Below are 23,381 nucleotides of genomic sequence, written 5' to 3' on the forward strand. Positions count from 1 at the left end.
TCTCTAGCGGGCTTTCACCGTCATCTCCCCTTGCCCATCGCCCACGGCCTGCAGGTTCGGCCGGTACATCGATTCGACCTGCGGCGGCGGCACGCGGTAAGTGCCCGGGGTCACTGCTCGCGCCAGGTACAGCAGGTGGGTGGTGCCATAGCCCTCAAGCTTGAGCGCGGCAACATAACGGTCATCACGGTACTCCTGATGCACCACGCTGGCGTTCTGCATCGACTCGCGCCACGCCTTCACTGCACTGCTGGCGTTGTCCAGGCTGGCGGCGCTTTGAGCCAGGTTCTGGTTTTCCAGCTCCAGGCCTGCCGGCAGCAGGTCCACCACCAACGCATCCGGCACGCGGTCCTCAGCCTTGAGCGCCAGGTGCACGAGCACAAGGTCGCCACTGCGCAGGTTGTGCAGGTCCAGCGGCTGGCCATTCATACCCAGGTACTCTCTGTGAATCTGCATGCCATTGCCGCCTGCCGCAGGTGCCTGGCGCGGGTAGCCGGACAAGGTCAGCTGCTGATAGAGCGTCTCACTGCCTTGGTTCTGCACGCTCAGCGGTGAAGCCAGCAACGGGCCCTCAAGCTTCATACCGGCCTCGGCATTGTTCAACTCGCGCACTTCCCCCGCGCTGTCCAGGCGTGCCTGCCACTGGCCTTCCGGCTTGCCCAGCAGGCCACGGCCAGCGAGGAACAGTGCATTGCGCTCTTGGGTCGACAGCCAACGGTTGGCCGCCAGTTCATCCGACAAGGCGAACAGGCGCTGATCGACCTGGCTGCTGGCCAGGTTGCTTTCCTGCAGCAGCGCCAGGATCAGCGCCTGGTCACGCAGGGCGCTGCCATAATCGGCCAGCCAGCCTTTGCCACGGCTGATGCCCAGGCCCGCCTGCAAGGCTTGCTCGGCACGCGGTTTGTCGCCCATTTTGTCCAGCGCCACTGCCAGTTGTACCAGCGGCAGACCGGAGCGGGCATCGGCGCGACGTTCGAACAGCCCGCGCAGGGCACCCAACGGCGCCTGCTGGCTGCGCGACAGCACCAGCGCCGCATAGGCCTGCACGGCAAAGCGCGTATGGTCGGCATTTTCGCTGTAGTCGACTTCGATCAGGTTGCGCTCCTGCAGGTAACGCAGCAGGCGCTCACTGGCCTTCTTCAGTGCCTCGGCGGGCACGCCGTAACCCTGGTCACGGGCACGCAGCAGGAAGTCGGTCACATAGGCGGTCAACCAGTACTCTTCCTCGCTGTCCGAACTCCACAGGCCAAAGCTGCCGTTGTAGCGCTGCATCCCCAGCAAGTGCTCGATGCCCATTTCGATCTTGCGTTTGCGCACATCCGCCGGCTCGCCCTTGATGCCAAGGCGCTTGAGGCTGTCGGCATCGGCGTACAGCGAAGGGTACAGGCCGCTGGTGGTCTGTTCGAGGCAGCCGTAGGGGTAGGCTTGCAGCGCGCGAATCTGCTCGGCAAGGTTCAGCGGCGGCCGGCTCGACAAGGCCAGGCTGGCTTCCAGGCCAGCGGGCTCGAAGGCGGCCAGGTCTGCTTCGGGCAGGGTCCACGGCTGGTCCTTCAAGGCCACGCGGTAGTGCTTGAGCATTGCCGGGTAGGCCGGGCGCACGCCCAGCGTCCACTCACGTTCGAACGCATTGTCCGGCTCGTTCGGCAGTTGCAGGCCCGTCACCCGGACATGCACCTTGCCCTGCCCCAGCCCTCCCTGGGCCTGCACCGGAATCATCAGCGTCGAGCGCTGCCCTTCGGCCAGGTTAATGCTCTGCACGGCGTTGGCCGCCAGGCTCAGTTGCCCATCCGTGGTGATTTCGACGCTCAGTTGCTGGGCGCGGCCGGACAGGTTGGCCAGGTCCAGTGCCAGGCTGGTACGGTCGCCACCGGCCAGGAAGCGCGGGGCCGAAAGCTCGGCAATCAACGGCGCGGCGACCACGGTCTTGCCTTCGGCCATGCCGAAGTGCTCTTCGGTCCAGGCCTGGGCCATCAGCCGCAGTTCACCGTTGAAGTCGGGGATGTCGACCGTGGCCTGGCCCTCACCCTTGTCGTCCAGTGTCACCGGCAGGCTCTGCTGGGCGACGATGGTTATCGTAGTGTTGGGGCGCTTGCCCCCCTTGGCCATCGCTGCGTCACCACCGAACGCCAGGCTGGCCAGGCGACCTTGGCCGGCCTCTATCAACTGGCCGTAGATGTCCAGTTGATCGGCACCATAGGCCTTGCGCCCGAACAGGCTGGCGAACGGGTCGGGGGTTTTGAAATCGGTGATGTTGAGGATGCCCACGTCCACCGCCGACAACAACACATGCACCTGCTTGGGCACACTGCCATCGGCGTTGGCGGCCTTTACCTTCACTGTCAACGGCTGTTTCGGGCGCATTTTCTCCGGCGCCTGCAGGCTCAGCGCAAGCTTGCGCTCGGCGCGGTCCAGCGGCAGGTGCAGCACGCCCACGGCGCGCTTGGGCGTGGCATTGGCCTTGCGCTCACCAGGGCGGATAACCAACGCGCTGATGTACAGGTCGTGACGGGCCCAGGCCTTGTCCAGTTGCACGTCAAAGGTCTTGCCCTCGGCGGGCACATCGATCTCCTGCCACCACAGCGGGCCATCGCTGGACTCGATCATCAGGTAACCGCTGCCCGCAGCGGGCGGAGTGACGGTGACCTTGGCGGTAGAGCCATCGGCGTAGGAGGGTTTGTCCAGCGCCAGCTTGACCTGGTCCGGCCGCACCGCGCCGCCCTCAGCGTTGTCCTGGGCACGATAGCCGGCCCAGAAGCGCTCACTGGATACCAGACCGGTCTGCGGGTCTTCCACCTCGACGCGGTAAGGGCCCCATTCAACCTGGAAGCTGAGCTTGGCAGTGGAACCTGCCTTGACGCTGATCGTCTCTTCGTTCTGGGTCAGGAACTTCTCGTTGTAGGCGTAGCTCCAGCCGTCGTTTTGCGAGTAATTCCAGTAATAATCCCGGCGTTCGCGAACAAGGCGCACCTTGAGCGCGTCGGCCGCCAGTTTGTTACCGTCGCGGTCGGCCACCAGGAACTCGAATTCCACGGGCCCGTCGCTATCGGTCTCCTCACCTTCGAACAGGCCTCGCAGGCCCGGCAGGCGCTCAGCCGGCCAGATAGGCTGCTCCAGGCGCCGGGTGATCGGCCGACCACCCGACTCCTGCAGGCTGGCCTGCACGGTCAGTTGCAGCGGAGAGCGGGCTTCGGCCCAACGGCTTTCGATATCGACCACCGCCTTGCCGGCCTGGTCAAGGGTGACTTCGTCCAGTTCCAGGTCCTGGTTCAGATCGGTTTCGGTGACCGAGCCGAACTGGTAGCCAGGCAACGCCGGTACGGCCTCGCGCAGCGGGCGCACATAGGCCTGACCGCTCAGGCGGTTGCCGGCGGCCGGCGCACCATAGAGGTAACGGCCATTGACCTGGATGCGCGCATCTTCATCCGGCGAAAGCGGTTGGCTGCTGCCCTTGAGCTCCAGCGCCAGGCGCTCGGGCAGGAAGTCTTCGACGAGGAATTCATAAACCTGCTTGCGCCCGCCACCCAGGTCGAGCAGCAGTTGCCAACGGCCGGTCGGGGCCTCGGTGGCCAGTTGCAACTGGTATTGGTACAAGCCATTGCTGTCGGCTTCCCAGACGAACTTGCGGCTCACCTGTTCATCCGGGCGACGCACTTCCACGCTCACCGGCTGGGCTTTGACCGGCTTGCCGTCCTGGTCGCGCAGCAGGCCGTTGAGCAGCACCGTCTCACCCGGGCGGTACAGGTCACGCGGGCCGAAGATGAAGAACTGCAGCGGGTTGGCCTGAGGCCCGGTAATGTCGAATTCGGCCAGGTCCAAGGCTGCGGTGTTCAGGCGCAGCAGCGTGGTATGCACGCCCTGGGTGGCAATCAGGGTATCGGCCTTTGGCGTGATCGGCAGTTGGGCATGCCCCTTGCCATCGCTGGTGGCCTGGGCCAGCAGCTTGCCCTTTTCGTCATGGACTTCCAGGTTGACGCCGCTAAGCGCCTTGCCGCCTTCCAGGGCTTGAGCAAACACGTCGATGCGATCGCGGTAGCGGTGGGCCGACACGCCGATGTCGCTAAGGGTGAACAGGGTTGCCGGCTGAGAATAATCGTAGGTACCCGAGGCGCGCATCACTGCCAGGTACACGCCTGGCGCCTGCAACGGCTTGATGCCGGCAATCGGCAGCAACACGGTCTCGCGCGTGTTGCGCGCCGGGTTTAGATCGAAGCGGCCGCTGTAGACCAGCTCGGCCATGTCCAGGGTTTCCTTGGACTGGTAGTAGTACAGGCTGCTGTTGCGTCCCCAGTTGGCCAGGAAGGTCGAAAGCATGTCTGGCTTGACGCGGAAGAACTCGACATCCACTTTGTCGACGTTCAGGGCAATCACCGGCAGGCCTTCGGCCAGGCGCGTAGGCAGCAATGAGCCGCGGCTGGCAAAGCCGATGGTCGGCTGCATGTCGCGGGTTTCCAGGCGGGTGATCGACTCGCTGTCCAGCTGCTTGCCGTTGACTGCCAGCAGCCCCTTGTCGACGGTCAGCACCAGCTTGCGCTGCGGCTCCAGGTGGCGCAAACGCAGCTCCATCTGGTTGTCGGAGAGTTCCCAGGCACCGTCGAGCTTGCCTTTGACGGTGTCTACCAGGTGCACCTTGGTGGTGAAGTCCTGCTTGGCATCCAGCGGTACGGAGAAGCTGATCGACAGCGTTGCCGCGCCATCGAGCTGCACTTCCGATACGTCCAGCACCGTGAGTTCGCGGCCCTCGTAGCGCTTGGCGAGCACGGTCGGGTCCTCACGCTTGGGGGCGGAGGCTTCGGCGGGCGCGGGTGCCACAGACTTCTCGACCGGTGCTGGTTTACCCGGCGTGGAAGAGTCACAGGCACTGAGCAACGCCAGCGCGCAGGCCAGCAACAATCCTTTGTTGAACATGAGATAGGAACTCTTGGGCAGCGTGTACGTGAGGGCAGCAACTATAGCGCAACGTCAGGTGCAGCACCCGGCGTTGCGCGCCAGGTCAGACCATGGTCGCGCTAAATGGTTGCCTGGTCGGTACACTGTGGCCATTCGTTAAAAGGGGGCCGCGTTGCGCCCCTTCGCGGGCTCGCCCGCTCCCACAGGTTTGGCGCCGGCCACAAGAGCAACACTTTCCTGTGGGGGCGGAAGCCCGCGAAGGGGCACACAGCGGCCCCAAAATCTCATGGAATGCACATGCCCCAACTCGCTGCCGACTGGCGCCACCGCCCCACCCACCGCAAGGTCTGGGCGTTGGCCGCGCCGATGATCCTGTCCAACATCTCGGTACCGCTGGTGGCGCTGGTCGACAGCACGGTCATCGGTCATCTCCCGCACGCTCACCAACTGGGCGCGGTAGCTGTGGGCGCCACCTTGTTCACCTTCATAGTCGGCCTGATGGGCTTCCTGCGCATGGGCTCCACCGGCTTCGCTGCTCAGGCCGCCGGCCGTGGCGACGGTGCAGCGCTACGCCAGGTCCTGGTGCAAGGGCTGCTGCTGGCGGTCGGCTTCGCCCTGTTGATCGGCCTGCTGGCCCTGCCCTTCAGCCAGCTGGCACTCCATGCGATGCAACCCAGCGCAGCCCTGCAGCAATCCACCGAAGACTTCTTCCATACCCGCCTGCTTGGCCTGCCTGCGGCGCTGGCCAGTTACGCGCTGGTCGGCTGGTTCCTCGGTACGCAGAACGCCAGGGCTCCACTGGCCATCCTGCTGACCACCAACCTGCTGAACATCGCCTTGAACCTGTGGTTCGTGCTGGGCCTGGACTGGGGTGTACTGGGCTCGGCGCGGGCATCGGTGATTGCCGAATGGACTGCCGCCCTGCTCGGCCTGGCCCTGACCCGCCCGGCTCTGCGGGCCTACCCGGGGCAGATCGTGTGGGCAGCGCTCAAGCGCTGGCAGGCCTGGAGGCCACTGCTGGCGGTGAACCGCGACATCTTCCTGCGTAGCCTGGCGCTGCAACTGGTGTTCCTGCTGATTACCGTGCAGGGCGCACGCCTGGGCGAAGCGACCGTGGCGGCCAACGCCCTGTTGCTCAATGGCCTGCTGCTGACGGCCTATGCGCTGGATGGGCTGGCCCATGCGGTGGAGGCCTTGTGCGGCCATGCCATTGGTGCCCGTGACCGCGACACCTTGCGCCGCTCGCTGGTGGTCGCTTGTGGTTGGTCACTGATCACCAGCCTGGGCTTTGCCGGGCTGTTCCTGCTGGGTGGGCACCTGTTCATCGACTTGCAGACCGACATCGAAAGTGTGCGGGCGGCGGCTTATCCGTATTTGCCCTACCTGGCGTTGCTGCCGCTGATCGCGGTGTGGAGTTACTTGCTGGATGGCTTGTTCATCGGCGCGACCCGGGCGCGGGAAATGCGTAATGCAATGCTGGTTTCGGTGTTGATTGCGCTGCCGGTGGCAGTGGCCATGAGCGGGTTGGGCAACCATGGGTTGTGGGTGGCGTTTCTTGGGTTCATGGGGTTGCGGGCGGTGACGTTGGGGTGGGTTGGATGGAAACTGAAACTGGAGGGCAAGTGGGTCACAGGGCCCGGAAACACAATATGAAAAATATGCTCGATTGACTGCTTCCAAGCCTCTGGCCGATAAAAGCAGAACCCATGGAGGGGGCTCACACCAACGGCCTATGAGCAAGGAGCCATCATGTACCCTCCACCCGCGCCATCAGGTGTCTCAGTACTTAGCAACATGCACGCTGCAAGCAAAGAGCGTAACTACTTTAAAAATGGCGGCAGTGCTTTTCTAGTGTCGTGGTTCTATTCGAAGGTTCGTAATCGAGGCGAGTGGGATTACAAGCAACAGGGAAGGCAATATGAGGCATTAGGTAATTTCAATTATGGCGCAACTGGAACTGCTGCTGGCCTTTCGGAGGAGTTCCTGTTGAGGGGGGCGGGATGGGCACAGAGCCGCGCGGGGACCAGTAATTCAGCATTTGGATCATGGTGGGGCAGTTCCCCTTATGGCGACGACCCCGAGGATCAGGAATGGATCAAGAAAGGGATCGAATATGCCAAGTCATACGGGTATTAGATGGCTGATTGCTTGCCTGCTTCTGCTTATCCTCGGTCAAACCCTATGGATCTTCTCCAGAGATGCAAGGCCTGTGTTGACCAAGATTGTTTCTGAAACTCCAATTGGCAAGCAGAGTGCCATTTATGAGGTGCTCAGCGATGCTGGTGGGGCGACAGTGCCGCTGATCTACTTGTACTTTGTGGCTGAAAAACAACAGCACGATGATCTGGTCTTGAAGGGCCTTGAAAGGCTGACGCCTTTCCTGGTCACTCGACAATCGGGCGCCGTGCTGCACGTGGAGGGCCTGAAAATAACGGCGCGGACTGAGGAGCAGGTCTACAGCTATTCGAGTACCACTCTTCTCGAAGAGGGTGGCGCAGTATTGCCTATTACAATCGAACTCACCGCGACGTCTCACCGAGAGTGATAGTCAAAGGGGCCGCGCAACGGCCCCTTTGCATTTCAGGAGGACAGGTACGAAGACCGGGTCAAGCCCAGGCGCAAGGCATCCAGATACTGGGTCCGCTCACGCGCAGTGATCTTGGCGCTGGCAACCTTGTCGCGGTAATGCGTCATCAACTCTTCCGGCGACAGGTGCACGTAGCGCAGCATGTCTTCGATGGTGTCGTGGGTTTCGATACCGGCGTGGTACACACTGCCGTCGGCATTCTGGTAGATGTTCACCGAATCGGTGTCACCGAACAGGTTGTGCATGTCACCCAGGATTTCCTGGTAGGCACCCACCAGGAACACGCCCAGCAGGTAATCCTCACCCTCCTTCACCGCATGCACCGGCATGCTGGTTTCGATGCTCTGCTCGTCAACGTACTGGTTGATCTTGCCGTCGGAATCGCAAGTCAGGTCCTGCAATACCGCACGCCGCATCGGCTCTTCGTCCAGGCGGTGCAGCGGGATGATCGGCAGGACCTGGCCGATGGCCCAGGTGTCTGGCAGGCTCTGGAACACCGAGAAGTTGCAGATGTACTTGTCGGCCAGCTTGTCGTTCAGCTCGTCCAGCACCTGGCGGTGCGAGCGCTGGCGGGCTTTCAGCGAGTTGTGCAGGCGGCGGCACACGGCGAAATAGCACTGCTCGGCCAGGGCCTTCTCGCCCAGGCTCAGCTTGCCATCGGCGTACTGCGCGGCCACATCACCCATGTAGTGGGTGGCGCGCCAGTAGGTCTCGGTGACCATCTCGATGTCGGTCGGGCCAAGCAGGTCGACCAGCCACTGCACGGTCTCGGGCAGGGCTTCCTTGTTCTCGATGGTCGGTACGTCGTCGTTGTGTTTCTCGACGTCGGTCACCTGGATCACCAGCATGGCGTGGTGCGCGGTCAGCGAACGGCCACTCTCGGAGAAGATGTGCGGGTGCGGCAAGCCCTGCGCGTCGCAGAACTCCTTGAGCATGCCCACCACCACGCCGGCGTAGTCGTCCATGTCGTAGTTGATCGAGCTGGCATTGCGCGAGTGGGTGCCGTCGTAGTCCACACCCAGGCCGCCACCCACGTCGATGTGGTCGACCGGCAGGCCCAGCGCACGCAGTTCGCCGTAATAACGGATGGCTTCCTTGAAACCGTGCTGGTAGTCAGCCAGGTTGGCAATCTGCGAACCCATGTGGAAGTGCAGCAGGCGGATGCCCTGATCCAGGCCCGCATCGCGGAAGCGCTGCACCACCGAAAGCAACTGGGCGGCGGACAAACCGAACTTGGACTTCTCGCCACCGGTGTCGGCCCACTTGCTCGAGGCCAACGACGACAGGCGAACGCGCAGGCCAACCTGTGGTTTCACCTTGAGCTCGGCGGCCTCTTCGATCACCAGGGCCACTTCCGACTCTTTCTCGATGACGATGAACACATTGTGGCCAAGCTTCTGCCCCATCAGCGCCAGGCGAATGAACTCACGGTCCTTGTAGCCGTTGCAGACGATGGTGCCGCCCTTCGGCGCCAGCGCCAGCACTGCCAGCAACTCGGGTTTGGAGCCGGCTTCCAGGCCGATGGAAACGTTTTGCGTGGCGATGATGTTTTCCACCACCGCTTCCTGCTGGTTGACCTTGATCGGGTACAGCGCGGTGTACTGGCTCTGGTATTCCAGGCGCGCGATGTTGGCGTCGAAGGCACCGGTCAGCTGGCGCACACGGTCCTGCAAAATGTCAGGGAAGCGCACCAGCAAGGGCAGCGACAAGCCGCTCTGGCGCAGTTCGTCGACCTGTTCGAACAGGTCGATCGGAGCGCTTTGAGGGCCGTTGGGGCGTACTTCGACGCGCCCGGCTTCATTGATGGCGAAATAGCCAGCGCCCCAATGGCGGATACCATAAACACTGCGGCTGTCGGCCACGGTCCATTGGCTACCATCGTCTTTGCGTGTGCGTCGTACGGACATTCAAGTCCCCTATAGATAAGTCGAAGACACTGCCCGCAGGCAGCGGGGCGAGTGTAAAAGCTGAAAATGACGATTCATCCGTGCTCAGGCATAGACTCTGACCACGGGAACGAGTTTAGAAAGCGCTGGGCAAAAAATCGCGCGATGGCCTCAGCCGCCGGACTTTTTCGCCTTGAAACCCTGTTTGGTCAGCTCACCGATCAACAGCTCGACATGGTCGCCCTGGATCTCGATAACCCCGTCCTTCAAGGCGCCGCCGGTACCGCAGCGGCGCTTGAGTGTGGTCGCCAGCTCTTTGAGCTGATCGGGCGGCAGCGGCACGCCGGTGACGGTGGTCACGGTCTTGCCGCCACGGCCTTTGCTTTCGCGGCGCACGCGGGCAATGCCGTCGCCTTCGGGGATGATTTGCTGCTTGCAGGTGCAGGCGTCCACCGGCTGGCCACAGTCGGGGCAGTGCCGACCGGCGTCGGTGGAGTACACGAGACCGCCAAGGGCGGAAAAGGAAGAAGCTTTCTTGGCCACTTTTGTTCCTCGGTGCTGAGGACAAAAACTGGTCGTGCCTTGGGGTTGAGGCCGACCGCGAAGCCCCACTCTGGCAGGGGCGGCGCTACTGCTGCAAGAATTGCGGCAGCCCGAAAAGGGCGCGCAGTGTAACGATAAATACGCCGGTTGTGTAGGAGCGGATTTACCCGCGAACAAGGGCAAAGCCCTTGCCCTGGGAAACGGGTGTCTGGGCCGGTATTTCGCGGGCAAACCCGAGCCTACAAAGTGGCCTTGTAGCGCTGCAACGCCGCCAACGAGTCCGGGCAATAAGGCTTGCTCAGGCTTTCCTGCTCAGCCTGTTCCAGACCGATGAAGCGCGCTTCAATAACCTCTTCCGGCTGCAACCGCAACGGCGCATCCGACACCGCCGAATACACCGCGCACCACAAGCGGTTATCCGGCTGGTCGAAATAGAACCGCTCGTGAAAGCGCAGCTCGGCGCCCTCGATGCCCAGCTCTTCGGCCAACTCGCGCGCAGCCGACTCGGCATACGCTTCGCCAGCCGCGACCATGCCGCCCGCTGCCACATCCCAATAGCCGGGGTACAGCGCCTTGCTCAGCGTACGCCGGTGTACACACAATTCACCGGCACTGTTGAACAGCAGAATGAACGTGCAACGACCGATCAGGCCACGCTCGCGCAGCTCGGCACGGGGCAAGGCGCCCAGTACCTGGTCGGTTTCGTCCACCCAGGTGACCAGCTCGCGGTCGGAAGCCGCCCGATGGGCGGCCTCGGTTGGGCTGATAGCCATCATCAACCCTGCGACAGCAGCTGACGCAGATCGATAACCGCAGCGTTGGCCCGGGAAATGTAGTTGGCCATGACCAACGAGTGGTTGGCCCACATGCCGAAGCCACTGCCGTTGAGCACCATCGGGCTCCACAGCGACTCTTGCGAGGCCTCCAGCTCACGGATGATCTGACGCACGCTGACGGTGGCATTCTTCTTCGCCAGCACGTCGGCGAAGTCCACCTCGATGGCACGCAGCAGGTGCGACAGCGCCCAGGCTTGGCCACGGGCTTCATAGAACACGTTGTCGATCTGCAGCCATGGGGTTTCCACCAGCTCCTCATCCACCTGCGGCGCCTGGCCGGCAACGACCGACTCGGTCTTCAGCGTGGTGTTGAGCTTGACCCGGCCAACGCTGGCCGACAGGCGCTGCGACAGCGAGCCCAGACGGGTGGCGACGTCACCCAGCCAGTTGTTCAGGTTGTCGGCGCGGGTATAGAAGATAGCGCCCTTGTCGCCGGCAGCCAGACGGGTCTGGTAGCGGGTCAGCGACTTGATGCCCTCTTCGAACTCCGACTCGCTCGATGGCAGGATCCAGCTCTTGTTGTCGAAGTTGAAGCGCGGCTCGGCCTTGGCCAGGTCGGCGTCTTCGGTGGACTGCGACTGCGAACGGGCGAAGTCTTTACGCAGGGCACGGGACAGGTCGCGGACCTGGACCAGCACGCCATATTCCCAGCTTGGCATGTTGTCCATCCACAGCCCTGGCGGGAAGCGGTCGTTGGAAATGTAGCCGCCCGGCTTGTTCAGCAAGGTGCCGGCCACGGTCTTGAGGGTTTCGACGGTGGCATAGCCCACCACCATCTGCTGGCCAGTACGTTCGGCTGCGGCCTGGGCGTTTTGCTGCACCGGGAACAGAGCAGGCTCCTGGCTCCAGTACCAGCCCAGGCCGATACACACCAGCAGGTACAACCCGATCAGGGTCCCCAGGGCACGGCTCCAAAGGCCGCCAAGGTAGCTACGGGCGGCAGCGCCGCGCCCGTCGACACGCTCACGGGGCTCGGCTTTGGCCTCGCGGTTTTTCCAGTCCAGCATGGCTTTGTCCTTATCAGTCACGACGGTTCAGGGGCTTTGACCACAGGCCTGCGCTAGCGTGCCACGGGAAGCCCGAATGGCTGCACTATAAAGCAGACACCACCGTACGCATAAGCGACCATTCAGTCAGCAACTGAATATTCGTTCTGCCCGCTTTGTTGACGCAGGGCACTCACGCACGTGAAAAGAGCTGCTAGCATAGAGCCATCATTGCCCCTGCACATCCCAACCTATAAGTAGCCAGGACATGAGCCAAGCAGTCGAGCCGAGCCCGCAGTGCCCCGTCCAACAGTTGACGCGTAACGGCCTGCGCAAGGACGACCCGCTCGACCAACTGCTGCTGCCCGTGCGCAAACCGGTGTACATCCTGCTGCAGGACCACGAGCGCGCCCAGCGCCTGGCCCAGCAACTGGAATTCTTTGGTCTGGTGGTGCAGGCGTTGCCCAGCGCCGCAGCGTTTCTCGCCTCGATCAGCGAGTACCCGCCGTCGGCCATCATCATGGATGTCGACTTCACCGGCGCCGGCCTGGGCTTGCTGCTGGCCGCTCAGGTGCAGCAGGGCCTGGCACGCTCCATTCCGTTGCTGTTCTTCAGCCATCACGAAGCCGACACCCCTACCCGCCTTGCCGCAGTACGCGCCGGCGGTCAGGACTTTCTCACCGGCAGCCTGGAAGCTTCCAGCTTGCTGGAAAAGGTCGAACTGCTGACCAACACCGCCCCGCACGACCCGTTGCGCGTGCTGATCATCGATGATTCGCGCACACAGGCCATGTACACCGAGCGTGTACTGGCCGGCGCCGGCATGCTCACCCGCAGCCTGACCGACCCGATCCGCACCATGGCCGAGCTTGCCGACTTCCAGCCCGACCTGATCATCCTCGACCTGTACATGCCGGCCTGCACCGGCCCGGAGCTGGCCAAGGTAATCCGCCACAGTGACCGTTATGTGAGTGTGCCGATCATCTACCTGTCTGCCGAGGACGACCTGGACAAGCAACTGGATGCCATGAGCGAAGGCGGTGATGACTTTTTGACCAAGCCGTTTCGCTCACGCCACCTGATCACCACCGTGCGCAACCGCGCCGCCCGCGCCCGCCATTTGAAGGCGCGCATGGTCCGCGACAGCCTGACCGGGCTGTACAACCACACCCATATCCTGCAGCTGCTGGAAGACTGCAGCTTCCGCGCCCGCCGTGAGCAGCAGCCGTTGAGCTTCGCCATGCTCGACATCGACCACTTCAAGAAGATCAACGACCGCCACGGCCACCCCATGGGCGACCGAGTGATCAAGAGCCTTGCCCTGTTCCTCAAGCAGCGCTTGCGCAAGACCGACTTCATTGGCCGCTACGGTGGCGAGGAGTTCGCCATCGTCATGCCCAATACCGCGCTGGATGCCGCACACAAGGTGCTGGACGAAATCCGCCGGCGCTTTGCCGAAATTCTCTACCCGGCGCAGCCGCGCGACTTGCAGTGCACCTTCAGTGCCGGGGTGGTGCAACTGGACGAGGGGCTGGATGCACTGACCATGGCCAGTGCAGCGGACGAGGCGCTGTACCGGGCCAAGCATGCGGGGCGCAATTGCGTCGTTCGTGTAGAGCCCTGAAATTCGCACTCACGGTGCCGGCTTCTTCACAGGCTCGCCCGCTTCCCCAGGCATTTCACATACCTCAAGTCTGGAGGTAAACCTGTGGGAGCGGGCGAGCCCGCGAAGAGGCCAGTGCCGGCCACACCAATGGAGGCACTGTGCCACTTTTTTTTGACACCAAGCCCCTGGCGTCATCACCCCGTCACAAAATCGCAATAACTTCAGGCGCCTACCTCTCCCCTGCGCAGGAAGTTCGCGGCTATGCGCCTGAAGTGGCTGACCAATTTCAACACGCTGTTGCTGGTGACCGTGTGTATCGCCTTGGGCGCCACCCTGTGGTGGTCACAGCGCGCCCTCGAACGCCCCTACCAGCTGATGGAGCGCTATCTGGGCCTGTCCCAGCAGTTCCAGAACCAGGCGGCGCGCAATATCCAGGCCTACCTGGGCAGCGGCGACGCCCTGCGCCAGGCCGCCGCCATGGAGGCGAACCAACAGTTGCAGGCCGCATTGACGGACTGGCCGGTAGAGCTGGCCGAGAAGTTGCGCCCCAGCCTGGATAGCCTGCAGGCCTTCACCGCCAACGAACTGCTGGCCGCCGGCAAGCTGGCCGGCGACCCACAAGCCCTGCTGCTGCAAGCCGAGCGGGAGCTGGGGGCGAACTTCGAGCAGATGGCCAGCTACGCCCGCGACAGTGGCAACGCCGAGGCCAATCGCTACTTGCTGCCCTTGCTCGACGCCACCCTGCACCTGGGGCGGCTGTCATTGGCTCGCGACAAGCTGGTCAGCAGCGGCCGCCCGGAGCTGGCCGACGAGGTGGAGCGCGAGCTGCAACTGATCCGCGCCCAGGCCCAGACGGTCGACGGCCTGCCACTGCTCGGCGTAACCCGCACGGCCGAATCCGGAGCCGACGACTTCGCTGCGATGATGGGCCTGGAATCCCAGAGCAGCGCCCAGCAGGAAGACATTGCCGTGGGCCTCAAGCGTGAATTGCAAAGCCTGCTCAACCGCTACCCGGCCGAACTGCAACGCACCCGCGAACAGATCGAGCGCCGCGCCGAACTGGCCGCCACCACCGGCCAGCGCCTGGAAGCCGTACAACAGGCCATCGCCGCGCTGGAACCCGAAGTACGCGGCCAGCATGCGAAAATCGCTGCCGAGGTGCGCATCATCCAAGGCCTGATGATCGGCCTTATCCTGCTGATCGCCCTATTGATCGATACGCTGCAACGGCGCCTGGCCCGGACCCTGACCGGACTGGCCCCGGCCCTGTCACGCTGGGCCGAGGGCGACTTCGCCCAAGCCATCGCCCTGGGCAAGACCAACCGTGAACTGCACGACATCCAGGAGTCGCTCAACCGCCTGCGTCAGTACCTGGTGGAGCTGGTCGGCACCATCCGCCATAACGCCGAGCAGGTGGCCGGCAGCAGCCATGCCCTGGCCGGCATGAGCGCTGCGCTGCACGGCGGCGCCGAGCGACAGGCCGGCGATACCGGGCAGATCCGCGATGCCTTGGGCGAGCTGGAAGCAACCATTCAACAAGTGGCTGGTGATGCCAGCGCCGCCGCCGAGGCCAGCCGCGATGCCGGGCGTGCGGTGGAACAAGGCCAGGCGGTAATCGGCCAGAGCCTGTCGGGCTTGCGTGAACTGGTCGATGAAGTGCAAGGCAACGCCCGCATGATCGAACAATTGGCGGAAGAGTCGGCCACCATTGGCGGGGTACTGACGGTGATCCGCTCGATTGCCGAGCAGACCAACCTGCTGGCACTGAATGCCGCGATCGAAGCGGCCCGTGCCGGCGAGATGGGCCGTGGCTTTGCCGTGGTCGCCGATGAGGTGCGCTCACTGGCTCAGCGCACCACGGGGGCTACCGGCGAGATCCAGGCGTTGATCGACCGCCTGCAGCAGGCCGCCAGAAGTTCGGTGGCGGGGATGCGCGCGCAACTGGAGCATGCCGAGGCCACGGCCAACCAAGCCCAGGCGGCGGATGGGGCGCTGGATGAGATTGTCTGTGCCATTCGTACCATTTCCGATACAGCGGTGCGGATTGCCGATGTCACGGCACAGCAGAGTGGCGCGGTGAGCGAGATTCGTGACCACAGCGAGCGGATTCACGAACTGGGTGAAGACAACCTGCAGCGCATTGGCGAGGGGCGTGAACAGGGTGAACAGCTGCTGAGCCTGGGCGGTGAGCTGAACCGGGCGGTGCGAGCGTTCAGGGTCTGAGTCGGCGGGTGGTCGTCAGGACAGGTGTAGCAGCTGAAGAGGGTTTGACGTGACATGTGTTGCGTCTGGGAGATCGAGCGCCGCCCGCGCGGCGCTTCGCGGGTAAACCCGCTCCTACGTTTGTTTCGGGCCAATTATTCCTGCGCATCCGTTATCATGCCGGGCACGTTCCACCTCGCGAGTCCGCCATGCGCCGCCTGTTTTTCATGCTGTTCCTGCTGCTGGCCAGCCCTGCCTTCGCCACAGGCCTGCTCGACAACCGCCCCAGCGCCACCCTTGGCGCCGCTTCGCTGGCCAACAACGCCGACTTCCTGCCGGTACACGAGGCCTTCAAGCTCAACCTGGTCCAGGCCGATGCGCAAACCATCAAGCTGCGCTTCGTTGCCACCGATGGCTACTACCTTTACCTCCACCGCTTCCAGTTCCGCACGGAACCGGCCGACATCACCCTGGGCACACCGAACATCCCCAAGGGTGAGGCCAAGCACGATGAATTCTTCGGCGACGTCGAGGTGTACCACGGCGTGCTCGATATCGAGTTGCCACGTAAAGACCCACGCGCCTTCACCCTGCTGGTGGGCTACCAGGGTTGCGCCGACAAGGGCTTGTGCTACCCGCCGGAAACCGCACGCCTGAGTATCGATGGCGAAGGCGTTGCAAACACGCCAGCCACCCGCGAACACGGCTGGAACTGGAAGTCGCTGCTGCTGTTCTTCCTCGCTGGGGTCGGCCTGACCTTCACCCCCTGCGTGCTGCCGATGTTGCCGATCCTTTCCGGTGTCGTGCTGCGCGGCCAGGTTGGCGGCGTGCGCGGCCTGGCGCTGTCGCTGGCCTACGTGCTGCCAATGGCCGCCAGCTTCGCGGTGCTCGGCGCACTGATGGGCCTGTTCGGCGCAAGCCTGAACCTGCAGGCGCGCCTGCAGTCGGCCTGGGTGCTGGTACCTTTCGCGCTGTTTTTCGTAGTGTTCGCCCTGGCCATGTTCGGCCTCTTCGAACTGAGGCTGCCCCAGGCCCTGAGCAACCGCCTGAACAACGTCGCCAACCACACCCGCGGCGGCTCGCTGCTGGGCGCAGCTGTGCTCGGTGTGCTCTCCAGCTTGCTGGTTTCTCCGTGTGTATCGGCGCCCCTGGCCGGTGCCTTGCTCTATATCAGCGCCAGCGGCGATGCCCTGGGTGGCGCACTAAAGCTGTTCGCCCTGGGTTTGGGCATGGGTGCACCGCTGCTACTGGTGGCCACCGGTGGCGCGGCCTGGCTGCCCAAAAGCGGCCCGTGGATGAATACGGTAAAAAACGCCATTGGCGTACTGCTGCTGGGGCTGGCCATCGGCTTGCTCAGCCGTGTACTGCCGGGCCCTGCGACCTTGCTGCTGGTCGGTTTCCTCGCTGCGGGTGTGGCACTGTTCCTCGGTGCGCTGGAATTCGTCGTCAAGACGACGCCCCAGCGCCTGGCGCAACTGCTCGGTCTGGCCTTATTGGTGTACGCGCTGGCTTGCTGGTACGGCGCCCTCACTGGCCAGGGCGACCCACTGCGCCCACTGCCAGTTGCGTCACTGGCCGCCAGCGGCGGTCTGCCGGCAGCAAAAGCCGATGCCTGGCAGACCATCACCACACCTGATGCCATGGACGCAGCCCTGGCGCAAGCCAAGGCCGCCGGCCAGCCAGTGCTGCTGGACTGGTACGCCGACTGGTGCATCAGCTGCAAGGTGATTGAGCATGAGGTGCTCAATGCACCGCAGGTGCGAACACAGCTGGCCGGCTTCAAACTGCTGCGGTTCGACATCACCGAAAGTAATGCCGAGCAACGCAAGCTGCTCGACCGCTATCAGCTGTTCGGCCCACCCGCCCTGCTGTTTTTTGCTGCGAACGGCAGCGAAATTACCGCTGATCGGGTGATTGGCGAGATAAATGCCGGTGAATTCGCGCAGATTCTGACGCGCGTGCGCGGCAAAGTCGGTCTATAACTTCCCGCGAGCTCGGAAAAATCCTGAAATGAGTGACCGGATTTAATTATCCGGTCACATACTTCGCGCGAACCTCGGACATCGTGCTGGCTATTGCCGGGAACTGGACACTTGCCGTTGCTTTACGGCACACTCGCCGCGCTGTGTCGAATTGCCCTACAAATCCAAGGAATCCGCAGATGGCAACGCTACTGGTGCTCCACGGCCCAAACCTCAACCTGCTCGGTACTCGCGAGCCAGGCCACTACGGCGCCGTGACCCTGGCTCAGATCAACCAGGACCTGGAGCAACGTGCCCGCGCCGCAGGCCACCATCTGCTGTACCTGCAGAGCAATGCCGAATACGAACTGATCGACCGCATTCACGCCGCACGCAACGAGGGTGTGGACTTCATCCTGATCAATCCGGCTGCTTTCACCCACACAAGCGTCGCATTACGTGACGCATTGCTTGCGGTGAGCATCCCATTCATCGAAGTGCACCTGTCCAACGTGCACAAACGCGAACCGTTCCGTCACCACTCCTACTTTTCCGATGTTGCCGTAGGGGTGATCTGCGGTCTGGGCGCCAGCGGTTATCGCCTGGCCCTGGAGTCCGCGCTGGAACAACTGGCTGCCAACGCACAGCCCAAATGATGAAAACCCTGGCCTAAGTGGGCCGGGGTTCGAGAGAAACGTTTCAGATACGTTTTTTGTATTTCGCCCCCTGACCGAACCTTTGGGAGTTGATGATTAATGGATATCCGTAAAGTCAAGAAACTGATCGAGCTGCTGGAAGAGTCTGGCATCGACGAACTGGAGATCAAGGAAGGCGAAGAGTCGGTCCGTATCAGCCGTCACAGCAAGACCCCAGCTGCCCAGCAGTTCTACGCACCGGCGCCTATGGCCGCCGCCCCTGCCGCTGCGCCGGTTGCCGCTGCTGCGCCAGCCGCCGAAGCCACTGCTGCCGCCCCGGCCCTGAAAGGCACCGTGATCCGTTCGCCAATGGTAGGTACCTTCTACCGCAAGCCTTCGCCGACCTCGCCTAACTTCGCTGAAGTTGGCCAGTCCGTGAAGAAAGGCGACACCCTGTGCATCGTCGAAGCCATGAAGATGATGAACCACATCGAAGCCGATGTTGGCGGTGTCATCGACGCCATCCTGGTAGAAGACGGCCAGCCGGTTGAGTTCGACCAGCCGCTGTTCACCATCGTTTGAATCGCGGAGAGCCAACGATGTCTGGGAAGCTCGAAAAAGTCCTGATCGCCAACCGCGGGGAAATTGCCCTGCGGATCCTGCGTGCCTGCAAAGAGCTGGGTATCAAGACCGTCGCCGTGCACTCCACTGCCGACCGTGAACTGATGCACCTGGGCCTGGCAGACGAGTCGGTCTGCATCGGCCCTGCATCGTCCAAGGATTCCTACCTGCATATCCCGGCGATCATCGCTGCCGCCGAAGTGACTGGCGCCACTGCGATTCACCCGGGTTACGGCTTCCTGGCGGAAAACGCCGACTTCGCCGAACAGGTGGAAAAATCCGGTTTCGCCTTCATCGGCCCGAAAGCCGACACCATTCGCCTGATGGGCGACAAGGTTTCGGCCAAGGACGCGATGATCAAGTCGGGCGTACCGACCGTACCGGGCTCCGATGGCCCACTGCCGGAAGACGAAGAAGTCGCCCTGGCGATTGCCCGTGACGTCGGCTACCCGGTGATCATCAAGGCCGCCGGTGGCGGTGGTGGTCGCGGCATGCGCGTGGTGCACAAGGAAGAGGACCTGATTTCCTCGGCCAAGCTCACCCGTACCGAAGCCGGTGCTGCCTTCGGCAACCCGATGGTTTACCTGGAGAAGTTCCTGACCAACCCACGTCACGTGGAAGTGCAGGTACTGTCCGACGGCCAGGGCAACGCCATTCACCTGGGCGACCGCGACTGCTCGCTGCAGCGCCGTCACCAGAAAGTACTGGAAGAAGCACCAGCCCCGGGCATCGATGAGAAAGCCCGCCAGGAAGTGTTCAAGCGCTGCGTCGATGCGTGCATCGAGATCGGCTACCGTGGTGCCGGTACTTTCGAGTTCCTGTACGAAAACGGCCGCTTCTACTTCATCGAGATGAACACCCGCGTGCAGGTTGAGCACCCGGTATCGGAGATGGTCACTGGCATCGACATCGTCAAGGAGATGCTGAGCATCGCCGCTGGCAACAAGCTGTCGTTCCGCCAGGAAGACGTGGTGATCCGCGGCCACTCGCTGGAGTGCCGGATCAACGCCGAAGACCCGAAGAAGTTCATCCCGAGCCCAGGCAAGGTGAAGCACTTCCACGCCCCGGGCGGCAACGGCGTACGCGTCGATTCGCACCTGTACAGCGGTTATTCGGTTCCGCCGAACTACGACTCGCTGATCGGCAAGCTGATCACCTACGGCAAGGACCGCGACGAAGCCATGGCGCGCATGCGCAATGCCCTGGACGAGATCGTCGTCGACGGCATCAAGACCAACATCCCGCTGCACCGCGACCTGGTGCGTGATGAAGGCTTCTGCAAAGGCGGCGTCAACATTCACTACCTCGAGCACAAACTGGCCAACCAGGAGTGATCGTGTAGTGTGATGTACCAGAACCCCGGCCCTGTGCCGGGGTTTTTTATTGCCTGCCAGAATCTGGGGCCGCGTCGCGGCCCCAGGGCTCTACCCCTTCATCCGCGGCATGTCGATGCGGTGCTCATGCACTCGCCGATAAAGCGTCGCCCGCGAAATACCCAAAGCCCGCGCCGCATCAGCCGGCTTCCAGCGATGGCGGATCAGCGCGTCCAGCAACAGCTGCCGGGCCGGGCACGACACCCCGCTTTCAGCCGAGCCAACCGCTTCACCGCGCACCTCCTGCGGCAGATCCTGCAGCCGCACCTGCCCGCCCTCACTCACCGCACAGGCATACCGCAACACCTGCCGCAGCTGGCGCAAATTGCCCGGCCAGCGATAAACCAGCAGCGCCTGCAGCGCGTCATCCGCCAACACCACCTCCACCCCGCAGGCCGCCGCCTCTTCGGCCAGCAACTGGTGAATCAGCCCCAGCCGGTCATCACGCTCACGCAAGGGGGGAAGCTCGAAACGGGCATTGGCCAGGCGGAAGTACAAGTCTTCACGAAATCGCCCGTCCTCCACCATCGCCGCCAGATCGCGATGGGTCGCACAGATCACCTGAATATCCACCCGCTCCCGCCGCGCCGCGCCCAGCGGCGCTACCTCACCCTCCGCCAGCACCCGCAGCAGGCGGGTTTGCAGGTTCAGCGGCATGTCCCCGATCTCGTCGAGGAACAGCGTGCCGCCATCGGCCTGCTGCAACAGCCCTTGCATGCCTTTGCTGGAAGCCCCGGTGAAGGCCCCGGCCACATAGCCGAACAACTCGCTCTCGATCAGGGTTTCCGGAATGGCCGCGCAGTTCAGGGTAACGAACGGGCCATCACAGCGCTGGCTTTGCTGGTGCAGCTGGCGGGCGAATACCTCCTTGCCGGCCCCGGTCTCACCCAGTACCAGCACCGCCAGGTTGCAGTCCTTGACCCGCGTGGCCAGCCGCAGGTGTTGCTCGATACGGGTGTCCTGGGCCTGGCGCACAGGCTGCGCACGCTGGCGTTGCTGCGGTGCACTGACCCGGCCATACAAACCACCCAGACCGGGCAGGCGCTGGGCGGACGACGCGCTCACCCGGCGCAGTTGGTCGATGTCGAACAGTTCGCCTATATGCTCGGGCAAGCGCCCCAGGCGTTCCACCAAGCGTTGCCGCGCCAGGCTGTTGATCGCCTGCAAGCGGCCATCGGCATCCCAGGCCAGCAGGTAGTCGGGCTGGCTCTCCACATAGCCCGGCGTACCATGGGCGCGCATCACCCAGTGACCTTGGGCGCTGTGCATGAAGAAGGCGTTTTCGATCTCGCGGGCGGTTTGCTCGACCAACTGGCGGATCAGGTGCTGGCTGCGCCGATCGTCCGGCGACTGCAAGGCCGACACATCGACCACGCCCAACAACTCACCCAACGGGTCGAACACCGGCGCCGCTGTGCAGGTCAGGCCGATGAAGGCGGCGCGAAAGTGATCGCGCTTGTGCACCGTGACCGGGGCCTTGCTGGTCAGCACCGCCGCCACGCCGCATGTGCCCTCCTCGCCTTCCGACCAGCAGGTCCCCAGATACAGCCCGGCCTTGCGACAGTCGTTGCGGATCGCCGACTCGACCCGGTAATCGATAGTGCGCCCCTGAGCATCGGTAAGCAGCACGCAGTAGTCAGCGCCGCGCACCCGCTCATGCAAGCGCGCCACGGCATCGCTGGCGATGCGCAGGAACAGCTCGGCGCGTTCGCGGCATTCGTTGAGCAGGCTTTGGGAAAGGATACGCGGCCCCTGCTGGGAACCGGGGTCGAGGCGGTACACATCCATGGAGCGGCGCCATGAATCGAGGATCAGCGGTGGTACCGGCGCCTGCGGCAGGCGGTCGGCATTCTTCAACACCCTGCTGACGCAGTCCACATGGGCTCGGGAGTTCGCGGCAAGCATTCAGGCCCTCCGGTTCTCGTTACTGTTTTTATCGTTGTCCGGCCATTAAGCGCCTCTGGGCATGCCCCGACAAGCACTGTGTGATTACCGGCTGGCTTGAGACGCAGCGTCTCAGTGTCTCGGCTAAGCAGGCCCGGCGCTGGCACCCGGCGTCTCGCCACCCCTACCCGTGAAAACCTGCCCGAACACGACCAGAGCCCTCTAGCCCGGCCACTTCAGCCATCGCGAAGAAAGCTGGCACCCCGCTTGCTCCTGCCCTTGCAAACAAAAATACGAGGTGCGCCATGCCGCTACCCGCCCCGATTGTCGGGATCATTGCCAACCCTGCCTCTGGCCGCGACCTGCGCCGCCTGACCGCCAATGCCGGGCTCTATTCGAGCACCGACAAGGCCTCGGCTATCCAGCGCCTGCTGGCCGCTTTCGGTGCCACCGGCATTGGCCAGGTGTTGTTGCCCAGCGACATGACCGGCATCGCTGCCGCCGTGCTCAAGGCCAGCCAGGGCCCAGGGGCCCGTGACCAGCACTGGCCGGCCATCGAGATCCTCGACCTGCCACTGAGCCAGACCGTGGCCGATACCCGCCTGGCTACCCGGCGCATGGTCGAGCGCGGCGTGGCGATGATCGCCGTGCTGGGCGGTGATGGCACCCACAAGGCGGTCGCCGCCGAGGCCGGTGACGTGCCGCTGCTGACCCTGTCCACCGGCACCAACAACGCCTTCCCCGAACTTCGTGAAGCCACCAGCGCAGGCCTGGCCGGTGGCCTGCTTGCCAGTGGCCGGGTACCGGCCAGCATCGGCTTGCGCCGCAACAAACGCTTACTGGTGAACGTGCCGGAACAACAGCTGGCCGAGTGGGCCTTGGTCGAGGTGGCCGTGTCGCCGCAGCGCTTCATCGGTGCCCGTGCACTCAGCCGCAGCGAGGACCTCTGCGAAGTCTTCGCCTGCTTCGCCGAGCCCCACGCCATCGGCCTGTCGGCCCTGTGCGGTCTGTGGTGCCCGGTGTCACGGCAAGATCCGCACGGCGCCTGGGTACGCCTGGCCCCCGACGCCGAACAGGCGCTGTTGGCGCCGTTGGCGCCCGGGCTGCTGCAAGCCTGCGGCATCACTGCCTGCGGTCCGCTGACACCCGGCGTCGCCCAGCGCCTGAGCCTGGCCAGCGGCACCCTGGCGCTGGATGGCGAACGCGAAATCGAATTTGCCGAGCATGACACCCCCACCATCACCCTCGACCACCAAGGCCCACTCAGCGTGGACGTCGAGGCCGTGCTGGCGCATGCCGCCCTCCACCACCTGCTGGCCGTCCCGCGCGGCCACCGGCTGCACCCTGCAAACCCGTGTTGAGACAACCCCGGAG

The 23,381-nt window shown here is 63.6% G+C and carries 16 protein-coding genes; 10 read left to right on the forward strand and 6 right to left on the reverse strand.

Annotated features, from left to right (window positions below; genetic code table 11):
- Positions 1–3 precede the first annotated feature (3 nt).
- Complete coding sequence (locus tag C4Q27_RS08575; protein ID WP_104886741.1) at positions 4–4,905, reverse strand: alpha-2-macroglobulin; 4,902 nt, start codon at positions 4,903–4,905, stop codon at positions 4–6.
- A gap of 279 nt (positions 4,906–5,184) precedes the next feature.
- On the opposite strand from C4Q27_RS08575, the gene C4Q27_RS08580 reads away from it, so the two are divergent.
- The 3 genes from C4Q27_RS08580 to C4Q27_RS08590 all read left to right on the forward strand — a co-directional run bounded on the left by C4Q27_RS08580 (position 5,185) and on the right by C4Q27_RS08590 (position 7,432).
- On the forward strand, positions 5,185–6,540 hold the full coding sequence (locus tag C4Q27_RS08580; RefSeq protein ID WP_064493245.1) for an MATE family efflux transporter: 1,356 nt from the start codon (positions 5,185–5,187) through the stop codon (positions 6,538–6,540).
- Positions 6,541–6,636: 96 nt separating this feature from the next.
- A complete protein-coding gene (locus C4Q27_RS08585; protein ID WP_172402827.1) occupies positions 6,637–7,023 on the forward strand; it encodes a polymorphic toxin type 44 domain-containing protein in 387 nt (128 codons plus the stop codon).
- Positions 7,001–7,432 (forward strand): hypothetical protein, encoded by a 432-nt coding sequence (locus tag C4Q27_RS08590; protein ID WP_064493246.1) that lies wholly within the window; start codon positions 7,001–7,003, stop codon positions 7,430–7,432. Before C4Q27_RS08585 ends, C4Q27_RS08590 begins: the two co-directional genes overlap by 23 nt.
- A gap of 35 nt (positions 7,433–7,467) precedes the next feature.
- Here C4Q27_RS08590 and speA read toward each other — a convergent pair whose 3' ends face one another.
- The 4 genes from speA to C4Q27_RS08610 form a co-directional block, all read right to left on the reverse strand.
- Positions 7,468–9,381 (reverse strand): arginine decarboxylase, encoded by a 1,914-nt coding sequence (gene speA / locus C4Q27_RS08595; RefSeq protein WP_010951840.1) that lies wholly within the window; start codon positions 9,379–9,381, stop codon positions 7,468–7,470.
- A gap of 150 nt (positions 9,382–9,531) precedes the next feature.
- The gene (locus C4Q27_RS08600) at positions 9,532–9,903 is read right to left on the reverse strand and encodes a translation initiation factor Sui1 (RefSeq protein ID WP_003255318.1); all 372 of its coding nucleotides are present in this window, start codon (positions 9,901–9,903) and stop codon (positions 9,532–9,534) included.
- A gap of 239 nt (positions 9,904–10,142) precedes the next feature.
- On the reverse strand, positions 10,143–10,676 hold the full coding sequence (locus C4Q27_RS08605; protein WP_010951839.1) for an NUDIX hydrolase: 534 nt from the start codon (positions 10,674–10,676) through the stop codon (positions 10,143–10,145).
- Positions 10,677–10,678: 2 nt separating this feature from the next.
- Positions 10,679–11,746: a DUF2333 family protein gene (locus tag C4Q27_RS08610; protein WP_104886742.1), complete on the reverse strand. Its 1,068-nt coding sequence runs from the start codon at positions 11,744–11,746 to the stop codon at positions 10,679–10,681.
- Between the two features lie 247 nt (positions 11,747–11,993).
- Between C4Q27_RS08610 and C4Q27_RS08615 the strand changes: the two genes are divergently transcribed.
- The 6 genes from C4Q27_RS08615 to accC all read left to right on the forward strand — a co-directional run bounded on the left by C4Q27_RS08615 (position 11,994) and on the right by accC (position 20,084).
- Positions 11,994–13,349 carry a diguanylate cyclase gene (locus C4Q27_RS08615; protein ID WP_010951837.1) on the forward strand — a complete coding sequence of 452 codons (1,356 nt, stop codon included), beginning with the start codon at positions 11,994–11,996 and terminating at the stop codon, positions 13,347–13,349.
- Positions 13,350–14,000: 651 nt separating this feature from the next.
- Positions 14,001–15,554 (forward strand): methyl-accepting chemotaxis protein, encoded by a 1,554-nt coding sequence (locus C4Q27_RS08620; protein ID WP_371919368.1) that lies wholly within the window; start codon positions 14,001–14,003, stop codon positions 15,552–15,554.
- A gap of 188 nt (positions 15,555–15,742) precedes the next feature.
- Positions 15,743–17,515 carry a protein-disulfide reductase DsbD gene (locus C4Q27_RS08630; protein WP_104886744.1) on the forward strand — a complete coding sequence of 591 codons (1,773 nt, stop codon included), beginning with the start codon at positions 15,743–15,745 and terminating at the stop codon, positions 17,513–17,515.
- A 179-nt stretch (positions 17,516–17,694) separates the two neighbouring features.
- The gene (gene aroQ / locus C4Q27_RS08635; protein ID WP_010951834.1) at positions 17,695–18,150 is read left to right on the forward strand and encodes a type II 3-dehydroquinate dehydratase; all 456 of its coding nucleotides are present in this window, start codon (positions 17,695–17,697) and stop codon (positions 18,148–18,150) included.
- A gap of 99 nt (positions 18,151–18,249) precedes the next feature.
- Complete coding sequence (accB, locus tag C4Q27_RS08640; RefSeq protein WP_003255332.1) at positions 18,250–18,711, forward strand: acetyl-CoA carboxylase biotin carboxyl carrier protein; 462 nt, start codon at positions 18,250–18,252, stop codon at positions 18,709–18,711.
- 17 nt (positions 18,712–18,728) lie between these two features.
- Positions 18,729–20,084, forward strand: a complete 1,356-nt coding sequence (gene accC / locus C4Q27_RS08645) for an acetyl-CoA carboxylase biotin carboxylase subunit (RefSeq protein WP_003255333.1) — start codon at positions 18,729–18,731, stop codon at positions 20,082–20,084.
- Between the two features lie 90 nt (positions 20,085–20,174).
- On the opposite strand, the gene C4Q27_RS08650 is transcribed toward accC, so the two are convergent.
- Positions 20,175–22,028, reverse strand: a complete 1,854-nt coding sequence (locus tag C4Q27_RS08650; RefSeq protein ID WP_064492936.1) for a sigma-54-dependent Fis family transcriptional regulator — start codon at positions 22,026–22,028, stop codon at positions 20,175–20,177.
- A 284-nt stretch (positions 22,029–22,312) separates the two neighbouring features.
- Here C4Q27_RS08650 and C4Q27_RS08655 point away from each other — a divergent pair, with 284 nt between their 5' ends.
- Entirely contained in the window at positions 22,313–23,368 is a 1,056-nt protein-coding gene (locus C4Q27_RS08655) for an ATP-NAD kinase family protein (RefSeq protein WP_064492935.1), read from the forward strand.
- Positions 23,369–23,381: the final 13 nt, after the last annotated feature.

The sequence above is a fragment of the Pseudomonas sp. SWI36 genome (assembly GCF_002948105.1).
Taxonomy (GTDB): Bacteria; Pseudomonadota; Gammaproteobacteria; order Pseudomonadales; family Pseudomonadaceae; genus Aquipseudomonas; species Aquipseudomonas alloputida.

Bases quoted from the DNA above. Each gene is read 5' to 3' on its own strand.
- C4Q27_RS08575 (WP_104886741.1), bottom strand. From the start codon at position 4,905: ATGTTCAACAAAGGATTGTTGCTGGCCTGCGCGCTGGCGTTGCTCAGT.
- C4Q27_RS08580 (WP_064493245.1), top strand. From the start codon at position 5,185: ATGCCCCAACTCGCTGCCGACTGGCGCCACCGCCCCACCCACCGCAAG.
- C4Q27_RS08585 (WP_172402827.1), top strand. From the start codon at position 6,637: ATGTACCCTCCACCCGCGCCATCAGGTGTCTCAGTACTTAGCAACATG.
- C4Q27_RS08590 (WP_064493246.1), top strand. From the start codon at position 7,001: ATGCCAAGTCATACGGGTATTAGATGGCTGATTGCTTGCCTGCTTCTG.
- speA (WP_010951840.1), bottom strand. From the start codon at position 9,381: ATGTCCGTACGACGCACACGCAAAGACGATGGTAGCCAATGGACCGTG.
- C4Q27_RS08605 (WP_010951839.1), bottom strand. From the start codon at position 10,676: ATGGCTATCAGCCCAACCGAGGCCGCCCATCGGGCGGCTTCCGACCGC.
- C4Q27_RS08610 (WP_104886742.1), bottom strand. From the start codon at position 11,746: ATGCTGGACTGGAAAAACCGCGAGGCCAAAGCCGAGCCCCGTGAGCGT.
- C4Q27_RS08615 (WP_010951837.1), top strand. From the start codon at position 11,994: ATGAGCCAAGCAGTCGAGCCGAGCCCGCAGTGCCCCGTCCAACAGTTG.
- C4Q27_RS08620 (WP_371919368.1), top strand. From the start codon at position 14,001: ATGGCCAGCTACGCCCGCGACAGTGGCAACGCCGAGGCCAATCGCTAC.
- C4Q27_RS08630 (WP_104886744.1), top strand. From the start codon at position 15,743: ATGCGCCGCCTGTTTTTCATGCTGTTCCTGCTGCTGGCCAGCCCTGCC.
- aroQ (WP_010951834.1), top strand. From the start codon at position 17,695: ATGGCAACGCTACTGGTGCTCCACGGCCCAAACCTCAACCTGCTCGGT.
- accB (WP_003255332.1), top strand. From the start codon at position 18,250: ATGGATATCCGTAAAGTCAAGAAACTGATCGAGCTGCTGGAAGAGTCT.
- accC (WP_003255333.1), top strand. From the start codon at position 18,729: ATGTCTGGGAAGCTCGAAAAAGTCCTGATCGCCAACCGCGGGGAAATT.
- C4Q27_RS08650 (WP_064492936.1), bottom strand. From the start codon at position 22,028: ATGCTTGCCGCGAACTCCCGAGCCCATGTGGACTGCGTCAGCAGGGTG.
- C4Q27_RS08655 (WP_064492935.1), top strand. From the start codon at position 22,313: ATGCCGCTACCCGCCCCGATTGTCGGGATCATTGCCAACCCTGCCTCT.